Annotated in this window: 10 protein-coding genes and 1 pseudogene; 2 read left to right on the top strand and 9 right to left on the bottom strand. The window is 72.5% G+C overall.

The window, feature by feature from the left end:
- Window positions 1-14: 14 nt before the first annotated feature.
- The 5 genes from EAO70_RS01790 to EAO70_RS01770 all read right to left on the bottom strand — a co-directional run bounded on the left by EAO70_RS01790 (window position 15) and on the right by EAO70_RS01770 (window position 6,486).
- Window positions 15-1,547 (bottom strand): glycoside hydrolase family 13 protein, encoded by a 1,533-nt coding sequence (locus EAO70_RS01790; RefSeq protein ID WP_148001276.1) that lies wholly within the window; start codon window positions 1,545-1,547, stop codon window positions 15-17.
- A gap of 110 nt (window positions 1,548-1,657) precedes the next feature.
- On the bottom strand, window positions 1,658-2,533 hold the full coding sequence (locus tag EAO70_RS01785) for a carbohydrate ABC transporter permease (protein WP_148001275.1): 876 nt from the start codon (window positions 2,531-2,533) through the stop codon (window positions 1,658-1,660).
- A gap of 15 nt (window positions 2,534-2,548) precedes the next feature.
- The gene (locus EAO70_RS01780; RefSeq protein WP_148001274.1) at window positions 2,549-3,508 is read right to left on the bottom strand and encodes a carbohydrate ABC transporter permease; all 960 of its coding nucleotides are present in this window, start codon (window positions 3,506-3,508) and stop codon (window positions 2,549-2,551) included.
- A 147-nt stretch (window positions 3,509-3,655) separates the two neighbouring features.
- A complete protein-coding gene (locus EAO70_RS01775; protein WP_148001273.1) occupies window positions 3,656-5,074 on the bottom strand; it encodes an extracellular solute-binding protein in 1,419 nt (472 codons plus the stop codon).
- Between the two features lie 383 nt (window positions 5,075-5,457).
- Complete coding sequence (locus EAO70_RS01770; RefSeq protein WP_148001272.1) at window positions 5,458-6,486, bottom strand: hypothetical protein; 1,029 nt, start codon at window positions 6,484-6,486, stop codon at window positions 5,458-5,460.
- A 385-nt stretch (window positions 6,487-6,871) separates the two neighbouring features.
- On the opposite strand from EAO70_RS01770, the gene EAO70_RS01765 reads away from it, so the two are divergent.
- Entirely contained in the window at window positions 6,872-7,351 is a 480-nt protein-coding gene (locus tag EAO70_RS01765; RefSeq protein ID WP_148001271.1) for an Lrp/AsnC family transcriptional regulator, read from the top strand.
- Window positions 7,352-7,517: 166 nt separating this feature from the next.
- Here EAO70_RS01765 and EAO70_RS01760 read toward each other — a convergent pair whose 3' ends face one another.
- On the bottom strand, window positions 7,518-9,512 hold the full coding sequence (locus tag EAO70_RS01760; protein WP_315986193.1) for a SpoIIE family protein phosphatase: 1,995 nt from the start codon (window positions 9,510-9,512) through the stop codon (window positions 7,518-7,520).
- 511 nt (window positions 9,513-10,023) lie between these two features.
- Between EAO70_RS01760 and EAO70_RS01755 the strand changes: the two are divergent.
- Window positions 10,024-10,710, top strand: a pseudogene (locus EAO70_RS01755) (serine/threonine-protein kinase); the annotation flags it as partial.
- Window positions 10,711-10,874: 164 nt separating this feature from the next.
- Here the strand turns inward: EAO70_RS01755 and EAO70_RS01750 are convergent.
- The 3 genes from EAO70_RS01750 to EAO70_RS01740 all read right to left on the bottom strand — a co-directional run bounded on the left by EAO70_RS01750 (window position 10,875) and on the right by EAO70_RS01740 (window position 17,646).
- Window positions 10,875-12,377 (bottom strand): FUSC family protein, encoded by a 1,503-nt coding sequence (locus EAO70_RS01750; RefSeq protein ID WP_148001281.1) that lies wholly within the window; start codon window positions 12,375-12,377, stop codon window positions 10,875-10,877.
- 373 nt (window positions 12,378-12,750) lie between these two features.
- Window positions 12,751-13,242 carry a nucleotidyltransferase domain-containing protein gene (locus EAO70_RS01745; protein ID WP_187283681.1) on the bottom strand — a complete coding sequence of 164 codons (492 nt, stop codon included), beginning with the start codon at window positions 13,240-13,242 and terminating at the stop codon, window positions 12,751-12,753.
- A gap of 117 nt (window positions 13,243-13,359) precedes the next feature.
- The gene (locus tag EAO70_RS01740) at window positions 13,360-17,646 is read right to left on the bottom strand and encodes a discoidin domain-containing protein (RefSeq protein ID WP_148001268.1); all 4,287 of its coding nucleotides are present in this window, start codon (window positions 17,644-17,646) and stop codon (window positions 13,360-13,362) included.
- Between the last annotated feature and the right edge of the window lie 53 nt (window positions 17,647-17,699).

Raw genomic sequence — 17,699 nt, 5'->3', positions numbered from 1 at the left:
GCCAAGCTCCGCGGTCACCTGCGCGCCGAGATAGCGCGGCTGACCGCGGAGCTCGACGTGACGACGCAGATCAGGCCGTGGTCGCGGGCGAAGGCGAGGACACCGTCCGGGGCGGGCAGCCAGTGGAGCGGGCCGTCGCCGAACCCGGGTACGGAGCGCCGCAGTTCGAGGGCGGTGCGGTAGAGGGTGAGCATGGAGTCGGGGTCCGTGCGCTGCCGGTCGACGGCGTAGCGGGCCCAGTCGGCGGGCTGCGGCAGCCACGGCCGGGATCCGGCACCGAAGCCGTACGAGGGGGCCTCGGCCTCCCAGGGGAGGGGGACCCGGCAGCCGTCGCGGCCGGGGTCGCTGCCGCCGGAGCGGAAGTGCATGGGGTCCTGGATCCGGTCCCGGGGGACGTCGGCCTCGGGCAGACCGAGTTCCTCGCCCTGGTAGAGGTAGACGGAGCCGGGCAGGGCGAGGGTGAGGAGGGCGGCGGCGCGGGCGCGCCGGGTGCCGAGGTCCAGGTCGGTCGGGGTGCCGAAGGTCTTGGTGGCGAAGTCGAAGGCGGTGTCGGTGCGCCCGTAGCGGGTGGCGGTGCGGGTGACGTCGTGGTTGCAGAGCACCCAGGTGGCGGGGGCGTGGACGGGGGCGTGTTCGGCGAGGGTGTCGTCGATGGTGCGGCGGAGCCGGTCCGGCTCCCAGGGGCAGGCGAGGAAGTTGAAGTTGAACGCCGTGTGGAGTTCGTCGGGCCGCAGGTAGCGCGCGAAGCGTTCGGCGTCGGGGAGCCAGACCTCGCCGACGAAGACGCCGTCGTACGCGTCGGCTATCGCGCGCCAGGCGCGGTAGACGTCGTGGATCTCGTCCTGGTCGATGTACGGGTGGGGGTCGACGCCCTCGACGAAGTCGCGGAGGTCGGGGTCCTTGGTGAGGAGGGCGGCGGAGTCGATGCGGACGCCGGCGACGCCGCGCTCGAACCAGAAGCGCAGGACGTCCTCGTGCTCGCGGCGGACGTCGGGATGGGACCAGTTGAGGTCGGGCTGCTCGGGGGTGAAGAGGTGGAGGTACCACTCGCCGTCGGGGACGCGGGTCCAGGTGCTGCCGGAGAACTGGGAGGGCCAGTCGTTGGGCGGGAGTTCGCCGYGCTCGCCGCGGCCGGGCCGGAAGTGGAAGCGGTCCCGTTCGGGGCTGCCGGGTCCGGCGGCGAGCGCGGCGCGGAACCAGGCGTGCTGGTCGGAGACGTGGTTGGGGACGATGTCGACGATGACGCGCAGGCCGAGTTCGGCGGCGWCGGCGATGAGCTTCTCGGCCTCGTCGAGGGTGCCGAAGGCGGGGTCGATGGCGCGGTAGTCGGCGACGTCGTAGCCGCCGTCGACCATCGGCGAGGCGTACCAGGGGGTGAACCAGACGGCGTCGACGCCGAGTTCGGCGAGGTGGGGCAGTCTCGCCCGGACGCCCGCGAGATCTCCGGTGCCGTCGCCGTCGCCGTCGGCGAAACTGCGCGGGTAGACCTGGTAGATGACGGCGTCGCGCCACCAGTCGGCGGTGCGGGACGGCGAGGAGGCTGCCACGGAACGGTCCTTTCGGGCAGGTCGGGGTTCTTCGCCGCCGTCCCGGAGAGCGGGGGCAGGATGGGCCGGGACGGCGGCGAAGGCTTCGGGAGGAGGACGGTGGCGCGGGGTCAGCCCTTGAGGCTGCCGGCGGTGAGACCGCCCATGATGTTGCGCTGGAAGACGAGGAAGACGATCAGCGTCGGGAGGGACGCGATGGTGAGGGCGGCGATGAGGATGTTCACCGGGACCCCGTTGGAGAGCGAGTAGATGCCCACGTTGAGGGTCTGCTTCGCCGGGTCGGGGAGGGTGAGCATCGGCCAGAGGAAGTCCTTCCACACGCCGACGACCGCGAAGATCGACACCACGCCGAGGATCGGCCGGGAGATCGGGAGGACGATCGACCACAGGATCCGCGTCGGGCTCGCGCCGTCCATGGAGGCGGCGTCGAGGAGTTCCTTCGGGATGGAGTCGAAGAACCGCTTCAGCAGGAAGATGTTGAAGGCGTTGGTGACGGACGGCAGCCAGATCGCCCACGGGGTGTTCAGCAGGTTCCGCTCGACGATCGGGACGTCGAGGACGGTCAGGTACTGGGGGACGACGAGGACCGTCGCCGGGATCATCAGGGTGGCGAGCATCATCCCGAGGATCGCCTTGCCGAGCACCGGGCGCAGCTTGGACAGCGAGTAGGCCGCGGCGACGTCGAGGACGAGCTGGAAGGCGAGCGCGCCGAAGGCGTAGTAGAAGGTGTTGAGGAGCAGCGAGGAGAGGTCCATGACCTCCCAGGCGCGGCTGTAGTTCTCGGGGGTGAAGCTCTCCGGCACCAGGGTGGGCGGGGTCCTGACGACCTCCTGGGTGTCCTTGAACCCGCTGGATATCAGCCAGTAGAGGGGGCCGAGGAACACCAGGGTGAAGCCGCCGGTGACGAGGGCGAACGCGCTCCAGTAGAGGCGTTTGCCGCGGCTCTTGGCGAGGACGGCCGGTGAGATGAGCGTACGTGTCGACATGCTGGTCTCCCGGTCCTACTCTTCCTCGGCGCGGCTGAGCTTGACGTACGCGGCCGAGAATCCGGCGAGCAGTACGAGCAGGAGCAGGCCGAGGGCCGCCGCGGCGCCGTAGTTGTTGAAGTTGAAGGCGTATTGGTAGATGAGGTAGACGACCGTGGTGGTGGATCCCTCGGGTCCGGCGCCGCCGGTGAGCAGGAACGGCTCGACGAAGACCTGCATGGTCGCGATGATCTGCATGAGCAGCATCAGCGAGAGGATGAGGCGGGTCTGCGGGATCGTCACGTGCCAGATCTTGCGGAACAGGCCGGCGCCGTCGAGTTCGGCGGCCTCGTACAGCTCGCCCGGGATGCCCTGGAGCGCGGCGAGGTAGATCAGGGTCGCGCCGCCCATGTTCATCCAGGTCGAGGCGACGACGAGGGAGAACATCGCGATGTCCGCGTCCTGGAGCCACTGCTGTTCGGGCAGGTGGAGGAGGCCGAGGAGTTCGTTGAGGAGGCCGTAGCCCGGGTCGTACAGGTACTGGAAGAGCAGGACCGCGGCGACCGGAGGGAGCATCACGGGCAGGTAGACCAGGAGCCGCAGATAGCTCTTGCCGTGCTGGAACTCGTTGATCGTGATCGCCAGGAAGAAGGGGACGACGAAGCCGAGGACCAGGGCGAGGGCGGTGTACCAGAGGGTGTTGCCCCAGGCCTGCCAGAAGGCCGGGTCGTTGAAGACGGTGCGGAAGTTGTCCAGTCCGACCCAGACGGACTCCCCGCTCTCGGTCTTCTGGAAGGCCAGGAGGAACTCCCTGACCATCGGATACCAGGAGAAGAGGGCGAAGCAGAGGACGGCGCCGATGAGGAAGCCGTGGGCGGTGAGGTTCCGCCGGAGGCTCTTGGCGAAGGCGCCGCCGGGGGCGCCGGGGCCCTGGTGGCGCGGCGTGGAGTGGCGGGGACGCGCCGCCTTGCTCGGGGTCAGGCTCGGGGCCGACATGCGTGCTCCTTGGTACGGGACTGCCGGGACTGCCAGGTCTGCCCGGGCTACCGGGTCTGCTGGGTCTACCGGGGCTGCCGGGTCTGCCGGCGGGCTGGGCGTTCCGGGCGGGGCGGGCGTGGTGGACGCCCGCCCCGCCCGGTTCCGTCACTGGTTGGCCAGGACCTGGTTGACCTGCGTCTCGGCGGTCGACAGGAGCTTGTCGACGTCGGCGTCCTTGTTGGTGAGGAGACCGGACATCACGTTGTCGAGCACCTTGTAGACCTCCTGGGCCTTCGGCGGCTCGGCCTTGCCGGGGACGGGGCTGTCCATGAACGCCTTGAAGTTGGCGACCGGCATGGTGGCGTGCTGGACGCGGGCGGCGTCGTCCTTGGTCTTGGACTCGTTCAGCCAGAAGTTCGGCTGCGGAAGGCCGACCGGCAGGCTGTCGGCCTTGGTGCGGGCCCAGTCGAACTGCCCCTTGCCGACGGTGGTGAACTTGAAGTTGAGCCAGGCGATGCCGGCCTTGACCTTGTCGGGCGAGATGCCCTTCTTGATCATGTAGCCGTTGCCGCCGGCCAGGGTGTTCTTGCCGCCGGGGATCGGGCCCATCCCGAAGTTCTCGTACTTGGCGCCCAGCTGCTGGACCATGTACGTGATGTCGTCGGGGGCGGCGAGGAACATGCCGAGCTTGTCGGTGGCTATCTGCTTCTGCAGGTCGCCCCACTTGAGCAGCTGGGTCTTGCCCATGCTGTCGTCCTCCCAGCGCATGGCGTGGAGGTTCTTCGCGAGCTGCTTGCCGACCTCGTTGTTGAACGCCGCCTTCTTGCCGCTCGGGTCGACGATGTCCCCGCCGAGGCTGTACATCTGGGCGGTGAAGTGCCATCCGCCGGTGTTGCCTGCGCTGTACTCGCCGAAGCCCGAGACGCCCTCGCCGAGGCCCGCGATCTTCTTCGCGGCGGCGCGGACCTCCTCCCAGGTCTTCGGCGGGGAGTCGGGGTCGAGCCCGGCGTCCTTGAAGAGCTTGCGGTTGATCAGCAGGCCCATCGTGTAGTTGCTGGTGGGCAGGCCGTACAGCTTGCCGTCCTGCTGGAGGGTGCCGAGGACGTTCGGGTCGATGTCCTTGAGTCCCGGGACGGTCTTGTCGCTGACGTACGCGGAGATGTCCTCGGCGCCGTTCTCCGACAGGACCTGCGGGAGGTCGGTGAAGTAGGTGTAGAAGACGTCCGGCTGCGACTTGGCCTTGAGCATCGCGGTGAAGCGCGGCGGCTCCAGGCACTGCCCGGGGGTGGAGCGGCCCTCGATGGTGACGTTCGGGTACGTCTTGTTGAACTCGGCGACGTCCTCCTTCCACTCCTTGAGCTCGGCCGCCTTCGCCGCCGGGGGCATGCAGTCGATCGTGAGGGACACCTTGGTCTTGGGGTCCAGCGGAGCGGAGGCGTCGGAGGAGCCGGTCTGCTGCGAGGTACCGCCGCCGTCGTCGTCGCTGCTGCTCGTGCCGCAGGCGGCGAGAGCGGTGAGCGTCATCGCGGAGACGAGGGTGACCGCGCTGGCGCGGCGGGTACGGCGGAGCCTGGCACTTCTCATCGAGTGGTCCCCTTCGGGCAAGAACGTGGAGGTCGCCCCGTCGGAGTCGGCGACTGCGTTGTGGGGCGCGGCACACTCAACCACCCCCAACAAGTGAACGCAAGATATCGCGCTCATTTCGTAATTGCTCGACAACTCGGCTCCTGTTGGGCTGTTGGGCCGCGGGTGCGGCGCGGCACGCGCTCGGCCCGCCCAGGCGGGGCGCCGGGGGCCGAGGCGCCGGGGAGGGTCGTGGCACCGAGACCTGCGGAATGCAGTGCATCATTTGCAAGAACTCTTCAACTTCTTCCAGGCATCCGTTACCTTGACGCCCACGACCGCACGCCGCCGACGCACCGCCCGGCTGCCGCCACGACGCCGCACCCCCGGGTCTCCCTGCTCCGTCAGGCCTTGTCCTGTCGCTCCGAAGCCTGTCGCTCCGAAGCCTGTCGCTCCGAAGCCTGTCGCTCCGAGGCCTGTCGCTCCAGGTCCTGGAGAGCGACGGCCTTCTGGGCGGCGACCCGGCGGGCCTCCCGCACGGCGTGCTCCGCCGCCGTCACCTCCTTGCCCGCCGCCGTGGCCGCCGTCCGCGCCTCCTGCCTGGCCTGTCGCTCCTCGTGCAGCTCGCGCTCCAGCCGGCCGACCCGTTCGGCCGAGGCGTCGACCTCCTCCACCGCGGCCTGCCGGGCCCCGCGGGCGGCGGCGAGCTCGCGCTCCCTCCGGCTGACCTCGCCGTCGGCCTCCCCCGCCTCCGCAAGGGCGCGTTCCCGCGCGCGCCGACGCCGCGCGTCCTCGCCGCGGGCCGCCTTGCGCCTGGACGCGGACCGGCCCGCGGCGGCTCGGGCCGACTTCTCGCTCGCGCCCTCGCCCTCGCTGCCGGGATCTTCACCCGTGCCCTCGCTGCCGGGAGCCTCGCCCTCGTCGGCCGGAATGCGGGCCGGGGCCGCCTCCGGTGCGACCTCGGGGAAGCCGACCGCCGCTTCGGGTGCCTTGACGAGCCGGCCCCTCGCCCACTGTTCGGCCACGTCGCGGTCGGCGAGGACGCCGTGCAGGGTCTGCTCGATCTCGTGCTGCACCGTGTCGCTCACGGACAGCCCCGCCTCGCCCGCGAGCGCGGCGGCCGTGCGGGCCAGCGCGGCGATCAGCTCCTGCCGCTGGGCACTCGCCGCCCGCAGCTGCTCGGCGTCGAGCGTGCGGTGGGCCTCCCGCAGGGTCGTTCCCAGGGCCAGGAACTGCTGGGCCTCCCGCTGCCGCTGCCGCGCCAGCCGGTTCGCCGCCCACGCGGCGATGGACGGGCGCCGCAGCGCGGCGACGGCCTTCGCGGCCCGCGCGTCCTTCGCCGCCCGCGCCCGGGCGACGTACGTGTCCCGCGCGGCCACGAACTCGGCCGGCCTCAGCCCGTACAGCTCATCGGCGACTTCCTCGACATCCACGCAGCCCACTCTGCGCCGCCCGCGCGCCGAGCCCGGGAGCCCGCCCGCCGCCTCCGCCGGATGCCCGGTCCGATCACCCGACCGGGCGGATGACCGGACGGCCGGACCGCCTCCCGGGCGCGCGTCGACAACGGCCGGGCCGCCGTTCGGACCTCGTCCAAGGGGGGGGCGGACCGGATCCGCGTCGCATGACCGCTCCTCCCCACGGTGCCCGGCGGCCGGAGCGCGCCACTCCCCCGCTGCTCCTTCCAGCCTCCGGGCGCCGTTCCGTTCCGGCCGCTCCGTGCGCTTCGGGGACCCTGGAGGAGCGCGTTCCGCATCGGAGTGAAACCATTCACCACCCGGTGTCCCGTACCGGACCGACGACGGAGGAGGCCCCGGAAGCATGGCCGTGGACCAGCTCGACACCCGGATCCTGCGGCTGCTCATCGAGCAGCCGCGGACGAGCGTGCGGGAGTACGCCCGGATCCTGGGCGTGGCGCGAGGCACCGTCCAGGCCAGGATCGACCGGCTGGAGCGCGACGGGGTGATCACCTCGACGGGTCCCGTCCTCTCCCCCGCCGCCCTGGGCCACCCGGTGCTCGCCTTCGTGCACGTCGAGGTCACCCAGGGGCACCTCGACGAGGTCGGCGACGCCCTCGCGGCCGTCCCGGAGATCGTGGAGGCCTTCTCCATCACCGGCGGCGGTGATCTGCTCACCCGGGTGGTCGCCCGCGACGCCGGGCACCTGGAGGACGTCATCCAGCGCCTGATCCAGCTGCCCGGGGTGGTCCGCACACGAACCGAGATCGCGCTCCGGGAACGGGTGGCCCACCGGCTGCTGCCGCTGGTCGAGGCGGTCGGCCGACGACCGGATCCGACCTGACCGACGGGGGCGCGGGGACCTGCCGCCGAGGCGCGGGAATCCGAGCACGGGGGCACGGGGACCTGACGCCGGAGCACGGGGGTCCGATCCCGCAAGCCCGGGGATCCGAGCGCGGGAGCACGGGCAGCCGCCCGCGGGGCCGAATCGCCCGCGCCGGGCCGGGGCTTCAGCCGACCGTGCGGGCCATCAGGACCGCCACGTCGTCCTGCGCCGGTCCCACCAGGAGCTTCTTGAGGATCCCGTCGCACAGCACGTCCAGCGGGCGGTCCAGCCGCCGCAGCGCGCGGCCGAGCTGCCGCATCCCCTCGTCGAGGTCGCGGTCCCGGGACTCGATGAGGCCGTCCGTGTAGAGGACGAGCAGGCCGCCGGCGCCCAGGGTGACCTCCTGGGTGCCGAAGTCGTGGGCGCCCGTGCCCAGCGGGGTCCCGGGCCGCCCGTGGAGGAAGGTGACCGTCCCGTCCGGGTCGGCCACGGCCGGCGGCGGGTGCCCGGCGCGCGCGATGACCCAGCCAGCGGTGGCCGGGTCGTGAACGGCGTACACGCAGGTCGCCATCGTGTCCTCGCCGAGGTCGGCGACGACCGCGTCCAGGGAGCGGAGCATCTCCGCCGGCGGGATGTCGTGGCGGGCCAGGGTGCGGACCGCCGTGCGCAGCTGGCCCATGACGGCGGCCGCGTGGATGCCGTGCCCCATGACGTCGCCGATGACGAGCCCCGTCCTGCCGCCGGGCAGCGCGATGACGTCGAACCAGTCGCCGCCGACGTCATGGGCGCTCGCGGGCAGGTAGCGGCCGGTGAGTTCGAGCCCGGGGACGGCGGGCAGCTCGCTGTTGGTGAGGCTGCGCTGGAGGGTGAGGGCGGCCTCCCGCTGGGTGGTGTAGAGGCGGGCGTTGTCGATGTTGAGGGCGGCGCGCGCCACGACCTCGTCGATGAGGACGCAGTCCTGCGCGTCGAACGGCTCGCGGGTGCGCAGCCGGGTCACCGTGACCGAGCCGAGGACCTGGCCGCGGGCCACCATGGGCACGAGGCGGGCCGAGCCGACGCGGGTGGCGAAGTAGGTGCGGAGCGCCTCGGTGCGCGGGTCGGTGAAGAGCTCGGGGATGTCCGTGGCGTACAGGTCCGTGGGCCGTCCCCGGGCGACGACCTGCTCGTACACGGAGTCCAGCGGGATCTGGAAGGTCTGCCCCGGGACGAGCAGGGAGGTCGGGGCCGTGGGGTCGGGGAAGCGGGCCGCGAGGCGCCGGAGCACCCCGCGGGTGGAGGCGACCGGGTCGTCCGGTTCGAGGACGGACTCCAGCATCTGTACGTCCGCCGAGTCGGCCAGCTGGGGGACGAGGAAGCGCACCGCCTCCTCCGCCGTGCGCCGCAGGTCCAGCGTGGTGCCGATCCGCGCGCCGGCCTCGGCGAGCAGGGCGAAGCGGTGGCGGGCCCGCTCGACCTCGGTGTGCGCCTCCTGGCTCTCGGTGATGTCCACGAGGGAGGCGATGAGCCCCAGGGACCGCCGGTCGGTGCGGTCGACGAGCGGGGCGTACGAGCAGGACCAGATGTGGTCGCGGTCGGGGTCGGCGGGGGTGCGGCCGACGCGGCGGGCGTCGACGACGGCGTGCCCGCTCTCCATGACCTGGCGCATCAGGGATTCGAGCGAGACGGCGTTGACCCCGGGGACGACCTCGGTGAGGCGGCGGCCCACGTGCTCGGGTGCGGACACCCCGTTCATTCGGGCCAGGGCGTCGTTGACCCGGAGGAACCGCAGGTCGGGGCCGAGCAGGGCGAGCCCGATGGGCGACTGGGTGAAGAGGCTCTCCATCGCGGCGAGGTTCTCCCGCATCCGCAGGACCTCGGAGGTCTCCACCGCGATGAGCATGGCGCCCGGCCTGCCGTCCGGGTCGGCGGCGGGCACGATCCACATCTCCATGGCGACCGTGTGGCCGTCGCGGTGCCGGACGGGCAGGGTGCCGACCATCGTCTCGCCGGCCTGGACGCGGAGGGTGAGCCGCTCGGCGAGTTCCCGGTTGGCGTCGGGGACGAGGAGGGGCGTGGCCAGCCGTCCGAGGACGTGCTCGGGGCGGTGCCCGAGGAGGTCCTGCGCGGCGAGCGACCACTCGACGATGTGCCCCTCGGCGTCCTCGCGCCACAGGGCGATCGGGAGCAGCTCACGGAGCACGCTCGCGTCCCCGACGGCCGCGCGGGGCGGCTGCGGAACCCTGCTCGACGGCTCGTGAGTCTCCAACGCATCGACCTACGCATCGGCCCGGCCCCGGGGGGGCGCATTCCCTGTCGCATCACCCTAGCCGAGGAGCCGGGCGCGAGCGCTGCGCAGTGCGGCCGATCGATGGGTACGGCGGGACGCGGGCGCGCCGGAGTGGACGGGCCGCCCGGTGCCCGGGGAGCACGCGCGGGGCGGTACCGTCGACGCCGACGCGGAGGCCGAGTCCGCTGCCGGTGCCGACAGGGGGCGGAGGCGGTGGCCGGTGTCGCGGCGGTGGCACGGACGGGCCGTGGCCGGGGCGGCAGCACCGCCCGGAGTCCTGCGGGCCGCCCGGACGCCACCGGGTCGAGGTGTACGGCGACATGGGCGGGACCGGGCCGGGCCCGCCGCCCGGGGGACAGGGGTGCGAGTGAACAGAGTCATCGACGGTCGTTTCGAGCTGGTGGAGCGGCTGGGCGGCGGGGGCATGGGGACGGTCTGGCGCGCCCGCGACCTGGTCCTCCACCGTGACGTGGCGGTCAAGGAGGTACGGCCGCCGGATCCCGCGCTCGCCGAGCACGACGTCGAGGGCGCACGGACCCTCCGGGAGCGCGTCCTGCGCGAGGCGCGCGCCCTGGCCCGGATCGACCACCCGAACGTGGTGACCATCCACCACATCGTCGACGCCGGCGAGGGCACCTACCCCTGGCTCGTGATGGAGCTGGTCACCGGCGGTTCGCTCCAGGACCGGCTCGACCGCGGCCCGATGGCTCCGGTCGAGGCCGCCGTGCTGGGTCGCGAGCTGCTCTCGGCCCTGCGGGCCGCCCACGAGCGGGGCATCGAGCACCGCGACGTCAAGCCGCCCAACGTCCTGCTGCGCCCCGACGGGCGGCCGGTGCTCACCGACTTCGGGATCGCCGCGATCCGCGAGAACACCGTCCTGACCGCCTCGGGCTCGATCATCGGCTCGCCCGACTACATGTCGCCCGMGCGGATCCGCGGGGGCGGCGGCACCGGTCCGGCCTCCGACCTGTGGTCGCTCGGCATGGTGCTGTACGTGGCGGTGGAGGGCCACCACCCGCTGCGCCGGGAGAACACCCTCGCCACGCTGGCGGCGGTCCTCTCCGACGACGTGCCGCCCCCGCGGCGGGCCGGCGCGCTCACGGACGTCCTGGCCCGGCTGCTGGTGCGGGACCCGTCCGCCCGCCCGGACACGGAGGAACTCGACCGCTCGCTCGCGGCGGTCGCGTCACAGGACCCGGCGGCGCACGCGGCCTCGCGGCGGGACGCCGAGGCGGTACGGGACCGGCCGCCGGCTCCCACGGACGGCGCGGGAGGCTACGGGGGGACGCCGTACGGTGCGGGCGGGACGACCTCGTTCCACCTGGCGCCCCCGGCGGGCCCGGACACGGCTCCCGGCTTCGGCGGAGGCGCGGACACGGCTGCGGGCTTCGCCGGCGGCGCGGGGATCCGGACATGACCGTCCGGATCGGCCGTGGCCTCCTGGCGGGAGATCAGGGCTTCGACGGCGGCCTCGACCCGCCAGCAGGCGGCGGCCAGACGGGCGTCGTGGGAGGCGTCCGGGTCGGCGGCCACGGAGACGAGCCCCCGCACCTCGCGGGCGGCCTCGTCGAGGAGCACGAGCACCCGGCCGGCCCGCTCCTTGCGTCCCTTGAAAGGGGTGAGCGGATGGACGAGAGGGGCGACCGAGAGCCGTACCCGGCCGAGGAGCGCCTCCAGCTCGGCGGCGTGCGGGGTCGGGTCGGCGGCCTCGTCACCGGCGAGGCGCCGGGCCGCGGCCGAGGTCGCGGACCGGACGCAGAGGAGCGCGCGCTGGATCCACGTGTCGTTGGTGGTGTGCGTCCGGACGGGCAGGACCAGGGTCACGGCGAGGCCGGCGCAGACGGCCCCGGCGCCCGTCTCGGCCACGCGGAGCAGGAGCAGCGGGCCGTCCAGCACGCCCAGGAGACCGTAGAGCAGGCTGGCCATGACGGTGACCGCGAGGATCATCCAGCTGTAGGACACGGCGGCGGAGTAGAAGATGCCGAACACGCACACGGCGACCAGCAGGGCGGTGGCGACGGGCGCGCCGGCCAGCGGGACGGCGACGAGGAACCCGCCGACGATGCCGGTGACGGTGCCGAGGACGCGGCGGAAGCCGCGGACGAGCGTCTCGCCGCGCGAGGCGGTGTTCACGAAGATCCACCAGACGGTGCCGACGGCCCAGTACCAGCGCTCCTCCGAGAGGAACTGCCCGATGACGAGGGCCGCCCCCGAGGCGACGGTGACCTGGACGGCCTGGCGGGTGGTGGCCCGGGCGAAACCGGTCCCGGGCAGGGCGGCGAGCACGGCCGGCGGCGGGACCCGGCGCTCGATGGGCCAGACCGCGAAGCGCACGGCGGCGGCCGCGGCCAGGGCGACGCCGGTGGCCGCGTACAGCTCGGGGAGCTGGGCGGGGACGGCGTGCAGGAACTGGGTGACGAAGAACTGCATGAAGGCGAAGATGCCGAGCGCGTGCCCGCGAGGGCCCCAGCGGCGGGCGTAGACGCCGGCGAAGATCACGAGCAGCCAGGCCGCGTCGCGGAGCGTCGGCACGCCGTGCAGGAGGGTCGCGAGGGCGAGTACGGGGAACCCGGCCGCGGGCAGCAGGGCGGTGGTGACGGCCTGGCGGCGGACCGTGGGGTCGACGACCGTGAAGAGGGCGAGCAGCGCGGCGAGGCCGGCGGTGATGGAGGCGACGAGGGAGAGGCCGAGCAACTCGGCCAGTGCGACCGCGAGCGCGATGCCGAGGACGGCGCGCAGCGAGACCCTGAGCCGGACGAGCCCCGGGTCCGGGGCCATGAAGTACGAGCGCACGGCGGCCAATCCCGCCCCCCTTGATCTGTTCCTCGCCGCGTGCGGGCGTCCCCGGGGGTGGTGGGGGCTCGGACACGACGAAGGCACCGCGGGCCGGTCCGGCCTCGTCGCCGGACGGCGCTGCGCGGCGCCGAAGATGTGTGATGGCTACAAGGATAGACCGAAGGGGGTACGGCGGCTCAACTCGCGGGCGGAAGGGTGGGCCATCGGCCCGGTCGGGAGGGGATGCGGGTGACCGGGTGGGGGCCATTGGCCCATGCCCCGGGCGCCTCGCCGGTCCGGGGCTCCGGGTGAGGCCGCGGGGGGCCGCGGGAGGCCGCCCACCGCCGTGCGACGCACCTGCCCTCGCGCGCCCGGTTCAGAAGTGTGTCGTGATGCCGAAGGCGCGGCGGAGCCGGGCCATGTCGTGGAGGTCGCGGTCCCGGGGCGCGTAACCCTGGTGGAAGAAGACCTGCTGCTCGGCCGAGAGGCAGGGCACCGGGGTGCCCTCGACCGTGCCGGTCACGAAGGCCGAGGACGGGTAGGGAAAGGGCTTCCCGGGGTCCGGCGACGCCTGGACCGCCGAGCCGTCGTCGGCGAAGACCAGCGGGTGGAGGTCGATCTCCCGCCCGTCCGGTGCCGTCATGACGAAGCGGACGGGCCTCTGGTCGAGGGTCTCCGCGAAGCCGGCCCCGCGGAGGGCCGTCAGCACGGCCTCCTCCTGGTCCTCGCGGTGCATCAGGTCCAGGTCGTGGTGGTCCCGGGTCTGCTCGCCGATCAGGGCGTCGACGCCCCATCCCCCGCCGATCCAGACGTCCGCTCCCGTCCGGCGCAGCAGGTCCAGTACGGCTCGTACGTCGTCGGCTCTCATCATCCGACGCAGGCTAGGAGGGTTCGTCCGGCGCCGCGAGCGGTGTACCCGGGAACGGGGCCGGCGCCCGCCGCTGGATGCGGGGGCGCCGGTGTCCGTGCGCGGGGGTGGAGCGGTTCAGCAGGGGTTGATGTTGATCTTGAAGTTGGTCGTGTTCCGGATGTTCTCGGCGTTGTCCTGCATGCGCAGGCAGTTGAACGTGACCTCGCCGACGGCCGGGCCCTGGCCGGGCTCGGGCATCTCGTTGGCCCAGACGCCGATGCCGGACCTGGCGTCCCAGGCGTCACCGCTCCGCTTCGCGCCCGTGATGGAGATGTCGGTGAAGACGGTGTCCTTCACCGGGTTCTCGGGCTGGGAGCCGGTGTACTTCGTCTGGAACATGATCCCGCTGTAGGTGGGGTCGACGATGTCCACGTGGCTGACCCGGATGCCCTGGAAGACCTTCGAGGCGGAGAAGACCCAGATGCCGGGGAAGGACTGGTTGCCCCAGAAGTGGCCGCCGGCCCGGACGATCGAGATGTTCTCGAAGTTCGTCGGGATGGTGCCGAAGCCGTTCATCGGGTACCCGAAGTCCAGCGAGGAGATCGTGATGCCCGAGTACACGAGGGTGTCGGCGATGTGGATGTTGCGGAAGGTGTTGTTGTAGCCGCCGTACACCGCGACGCCCGCGGCACGCCAGGTGAGCGTGGTGGTGAGGTTCTCGTAGACGTTGTTCTTCATGTCCGCGCCGCCGGCGTCGATCGCCGAGAAGAGCGCGAAGCTGTCGTCACCGGTCGCGCGGGCGTCGTTGTTGGACACGAGGTTGTCCGTCGAGCCGTTGGTCATGTTGACGCCGTCGGCGAACAGGTTGCGGATCCGCGAGTTCTTGATCGTCATCCGGTCGGTGTTGGCGCCCCAGTAGAGGCACACCATGTGCTCGTTCCAGATGTCGTCGATGACGATGTCCGCGACGTTCGCGAAGTCGAAGACCTTGCCCGGGCCGTCGATGCGGGTGACGTAGTTGCCGAAGTAGGCGAAGCCCTTGAACAGCGAGCCGTTCGCCGCGGCCTCGGCGCGGAAGCCGATGTCGGTGTTGTCCTGCGTCGAGGGCGCGTGGAACTTCGTGTACCAGGGGCCGGCGCCGACGACCTTGACCGCCTTGCCGTAGACCTGGAACTTGCTGGAGGTCTGGTAGTCACCGGGCGGCAGGTACACGCCGACGAGCTTTCCGGTGGTGTCCATCCGGACCTTGTCCAGCGCGTTCTGCACGTCCTGGTGACCGAAGCCGGCCGGCACCGTGTAGGTGGCCGGGTCCGGGTTGGCGACCGGCGCGACCTGCTCCAGGTCGACGAAGTCGATCGCGTAGTGGGCGGCGGTGTTCGCGGCGTCCTTCTGCAGCCTGATCCTGCTGCCCGCGGGGATCGTCTCCCCGAACATCAGGTTCGCCTCGTCGTAGATGTGGCGCGGGGCGCCGGAGCCCGGGTCGTTGCCGGGGCCGGCCTCGGCCCCGTACAGCCAGGCGTACTTCGAGGTGAGCGGCAGAGCCTTCTTGAACACGCCGTCGACGTAGACGTTGATGCTGGAGTTGATCCCGCCGCCGCCCGCGGCGTCCGGGATGGAGAAGCGGGTGACCAGGGTGTTCGTGGCCGCGCGCGTGGTGAACTCCACGTACTCGCCGGTCGCGTCCAGGGTGACGGCCTTGCGGCCGGACGCCTCGCCGGCGATGTCGCCGATGGTGCGGTTGGGGCCGACGACCGAGGCTCCGCCGCCGGTGGCGGCGTCCTCCGCCTCGTACGTCGTGTACGGCATGTTCGCGCCCCGACCGACGAAGAGCGGCTGTGTGCGGGTGTTGTTCCCGCGCTTGACCGGCAGTTCGTTGGCGTCGTCGGCGAGCACGGTCCGGACGGTGTACGAGCCGTTCACGGCGGTCCAGGTGCCGAGGCTCGCCTCGGTCGACGCGCCGGGCGCGAGCGCCCCGCTGTGCGCCCCGGTCAGGGTCTTGACCACACCGCCCTGGGCGTTGACCAGTTCCAGCGTCACGCCGTGGCTGCCGGTGCTGGTCGCCTCGGTGCCCTGGTTCTTCACGGCGACCTTGAACGTCACCGAGTCCCCGGCGGCCGGGCTGGACGGGACGGTCGTCACCGAGGTGGCGACGAGGTCCGCGCTCGCCAGCGGCTTCACCACGAGGGCGGTGGGACGGGTGTACGTGTTGTTGGTCTCGTTCTGCTCCAGGACCTCGTTGGCCTCGTCCGCGACGGCGCCGAGCTCGTAGGAACCGGCGGCGCGCACGCCGACCACGACCGGCACGGTGGTCTGCGCGCCGGGGGCGAGGGCCGGGACCTGTCCGGTCGCGACCTTGGTGCCGCCGAGGCGGACGGCGACGCGGCTCGCCGCGGCGGGCGCGGAGCCGTCGTTGCGGACGACCGCGGAGACGGTGATCTCGTCGTCCTCGTCCGGCGCGGCGGGCGTGGTGGACAGTCCGCTGACGGTGAGGTCCGGGTTGGGCGCGGGCACGCCGACGACCTGGAACTCGGCGAGCTGGCCCGCCGGGGCGCCGGAGTTGGCGGTGAACTTGAGCTGGACGTCCGCGAGGCGCCCGGTGAGCGGGACGGTGACGGTGTTGCCGCTCGCGGGGTCGAACGCGTAGCTCTTGGCCGCGACCTTGCCGGTGAAGCCGGTGGCGCTCTGCTCGCGGCCGAGGACCTCGATGGTCTGGGTGCGGGCCTGCCAGGCCTGGGCCGGGTTGAGCTTCAGCACGAGCCGGTCGACGTCGGCGTTGGCGCCGAGCTTGACGGTGAGGGTCTGCGGGTAACCGCCGCCGCCCTCCCAGTAGGTGGCGGTGTCGTTGTCGTTGGCGTTGGCCGCGGTGAAGCTCCCCGTGGCGGAGGACGCCTCGATCGCCTTGCCGACGGAGAGGTTGGAGCCGCCTCCGCCGCTGCCGTTGCGGGTGACGCTGTTGGAGGCGGTGGAGGTGTTACCCGCCGCGTCCTTGGCGACCACGTGGTAGATGACGGTGGCGCTCGCCGGCTGGGTGTCGGTGTACGTGGTGACGCCGCCGGAGACGCTGCCGCGCAGGACGTTGTTCGCGTAGACGTCGTACGCGGTGACGCCCTTGTTGTCCGTGGAGGCCGTCCACGTCAGCCTCACCTGGCCGCTCGCGGGCTCGGTCAACCCGAGGTTCGCGGGCGCGGTCGGGGCCTGGGTGTCCCCACCCTCGCCGACGCGGGTCACCGTGTTGCTGTCGCCGGACTGGTTGCCCGCCGCGTCCTTGGCCCGGACCCGGTACGAGACGGTCTGGTCGGCCGGCCGGTTGTCGGTGAAGGTCGTGACGTCGCCGGCGACGGTGGTGAGCAGGACGTTGTTGGCGTACACGTCGTACGCGGTGACGCCCTGGTTGTCGGTGGAGGCGTTCCAGGTGAGCTTGATCTGCCCGGTGCCGGGCTGGGTGTACGCCAGGTTCGCGGGGGCGGTCGGGGCCTGGGTGTCGCCGGTGGCGGGTCCGTAGACCTCCAGCTCGGAGAGCTGCGCGGCGGGCTGGACGGTGTTCGCGGTCACCAGGACCCGCACGTAGCGGGTGGTGGTGGAGTCCAGCGCGATCGTCACGGTGTTGTCGTTGCCCGGGTTGAAGGCGTACGCCTGGGACGCCGAGAGGTCGGTGAAGGCGGTCCCGTTCGTGCTGCCCTGGATCTTCAGGGTCTGGCTGCGGGCGCCCCAGCCGGCGGGCAGCTTGAGGACGACCCGGTGGACGGCCACGGCCGCGCCGAGATCGGCCTGGAGCCACTGCGGCAGGGCGTTGTTGCCGCTCTCCCAGTAGCTGGCCCGGTTGCCGTCGTTGGCGTTGGGCGCGGCGTACACCTCGGTGTGGCTGCTGGCCGTGAGGGTCTTGCCCGCGGCCAGGTTGGCCGAGGAGCCCTCGGCCGCGTGGACCTCCAGCTCGGAGAGCTGTGCCGCCTGCCAGCCGGTGTTGGCGGTGACGTTGACGCGGACGAAGCGGGCCTGGGTGGCCGGGAAGGCGATGGTGACGGTGTTCGCCGAGCCGGGGCTGAAGGTGTAGGTGGCGGAGCTCTTCAGGGTGCTGAAGCTGGTGCCGTCGGCGCTGCCCTGGAGGGACAGGGTCTGGTTGCGGGTCTCCCAGCCGGCGGGCAGCTTGAGCACCACCTCGTCGACGCGGGTGGAGGTGCCGAGGTCGGCCTGGACCCACTGGGGCAGGCCGGGGCCGGCACTCTCCCAGTACGAGCCCTGGTCGCCGTCCGTGACGCTGCCGGCGCCGTAGCCGGACTGGGCGCTGCTCGCGGCGGCGGCGTCCCCGAGCGCGATGTTGGGGCCGCCGGCCGCCTGGGCGGCCATCAGCGGGCCTCCCAGGCTCAGCAGGCTGGCCGCGATCGCGGCGCTCAGGCACCGTGATCGCCAGGTGGGGGTTCTCATCGTTCCTCGCTTCTCGGTCCCGCGCCCGCCCGGGGGTACGGGCGGGCGCGGCA

The organism is Streptomyces sp. adm13(2018), from assembly GCF_008042145.1.
Taxonomy (GTDB): Bacteria; Actinomycetota; Actinomycetes; order Streptomycetales; family Streptomycetaceae; genus Streptomyces.
Note: the sequence above shows the minus strand (reverse complement) of the source record. Positions and strands in the feature narration are given on the sequence as shown.

Excerpts from the sequence above, each read along its gene's own strand:
- EAO70_RS01780 (WP_148001274.1), bottom strand. The coding sequence starts at position 3,508 with ATGTCGGCCCCGAGCCTGACCCCGAGCAAGGCGGCGCGTCCCCGCCAC.
- EAO70_RS01740 (WP_148001268.1), bottom strand. The coding sequence starts at position 17,646 with ATGAGAACCCCCACCTGGCGATCACGGTGCCTGAGCGCCGCGATCGCG.
- EAO70_RS01765 (WP_148001271.1), top strand. The coding sequence starts at position 6,872 with ATGGCCGTGGACCAGCTCGACACCCGGATCCTGCGGCTGCTCATCGAG.
- EAO70_RS01750 (WP_148001281.1), bottom strand. The coding sequence starts at position 12,377 with ATGGCCCCGGACCCGGGGCTCGTCCGGCTCAGGGTCTCGCTGCGCGCC.
- EAO70_RS01775 (WP_148001273.1), bottom strand. The coding sequence starts at position 5,074 with ATGAGAAGTGCCAGGCTCCGCCGTACCCGCCGCGCCAGCGCGGTCACC.
- EAO70_RS01785 (WP_148001275.1), bottom strand. The coding sequence starts at position 2,533 with ATGTCGACACGTACGCTCATCTCACCGGCCGTCCTCGCCAAGAGCCGC.
- EAO70_RS01745 (WP_187283681.1), bottom strand. The coding sequence starts at position 13,242 with ATGAGAGCCGACGACGTACGAGCCGTACTGGACCTGCTGCGCCGGACG.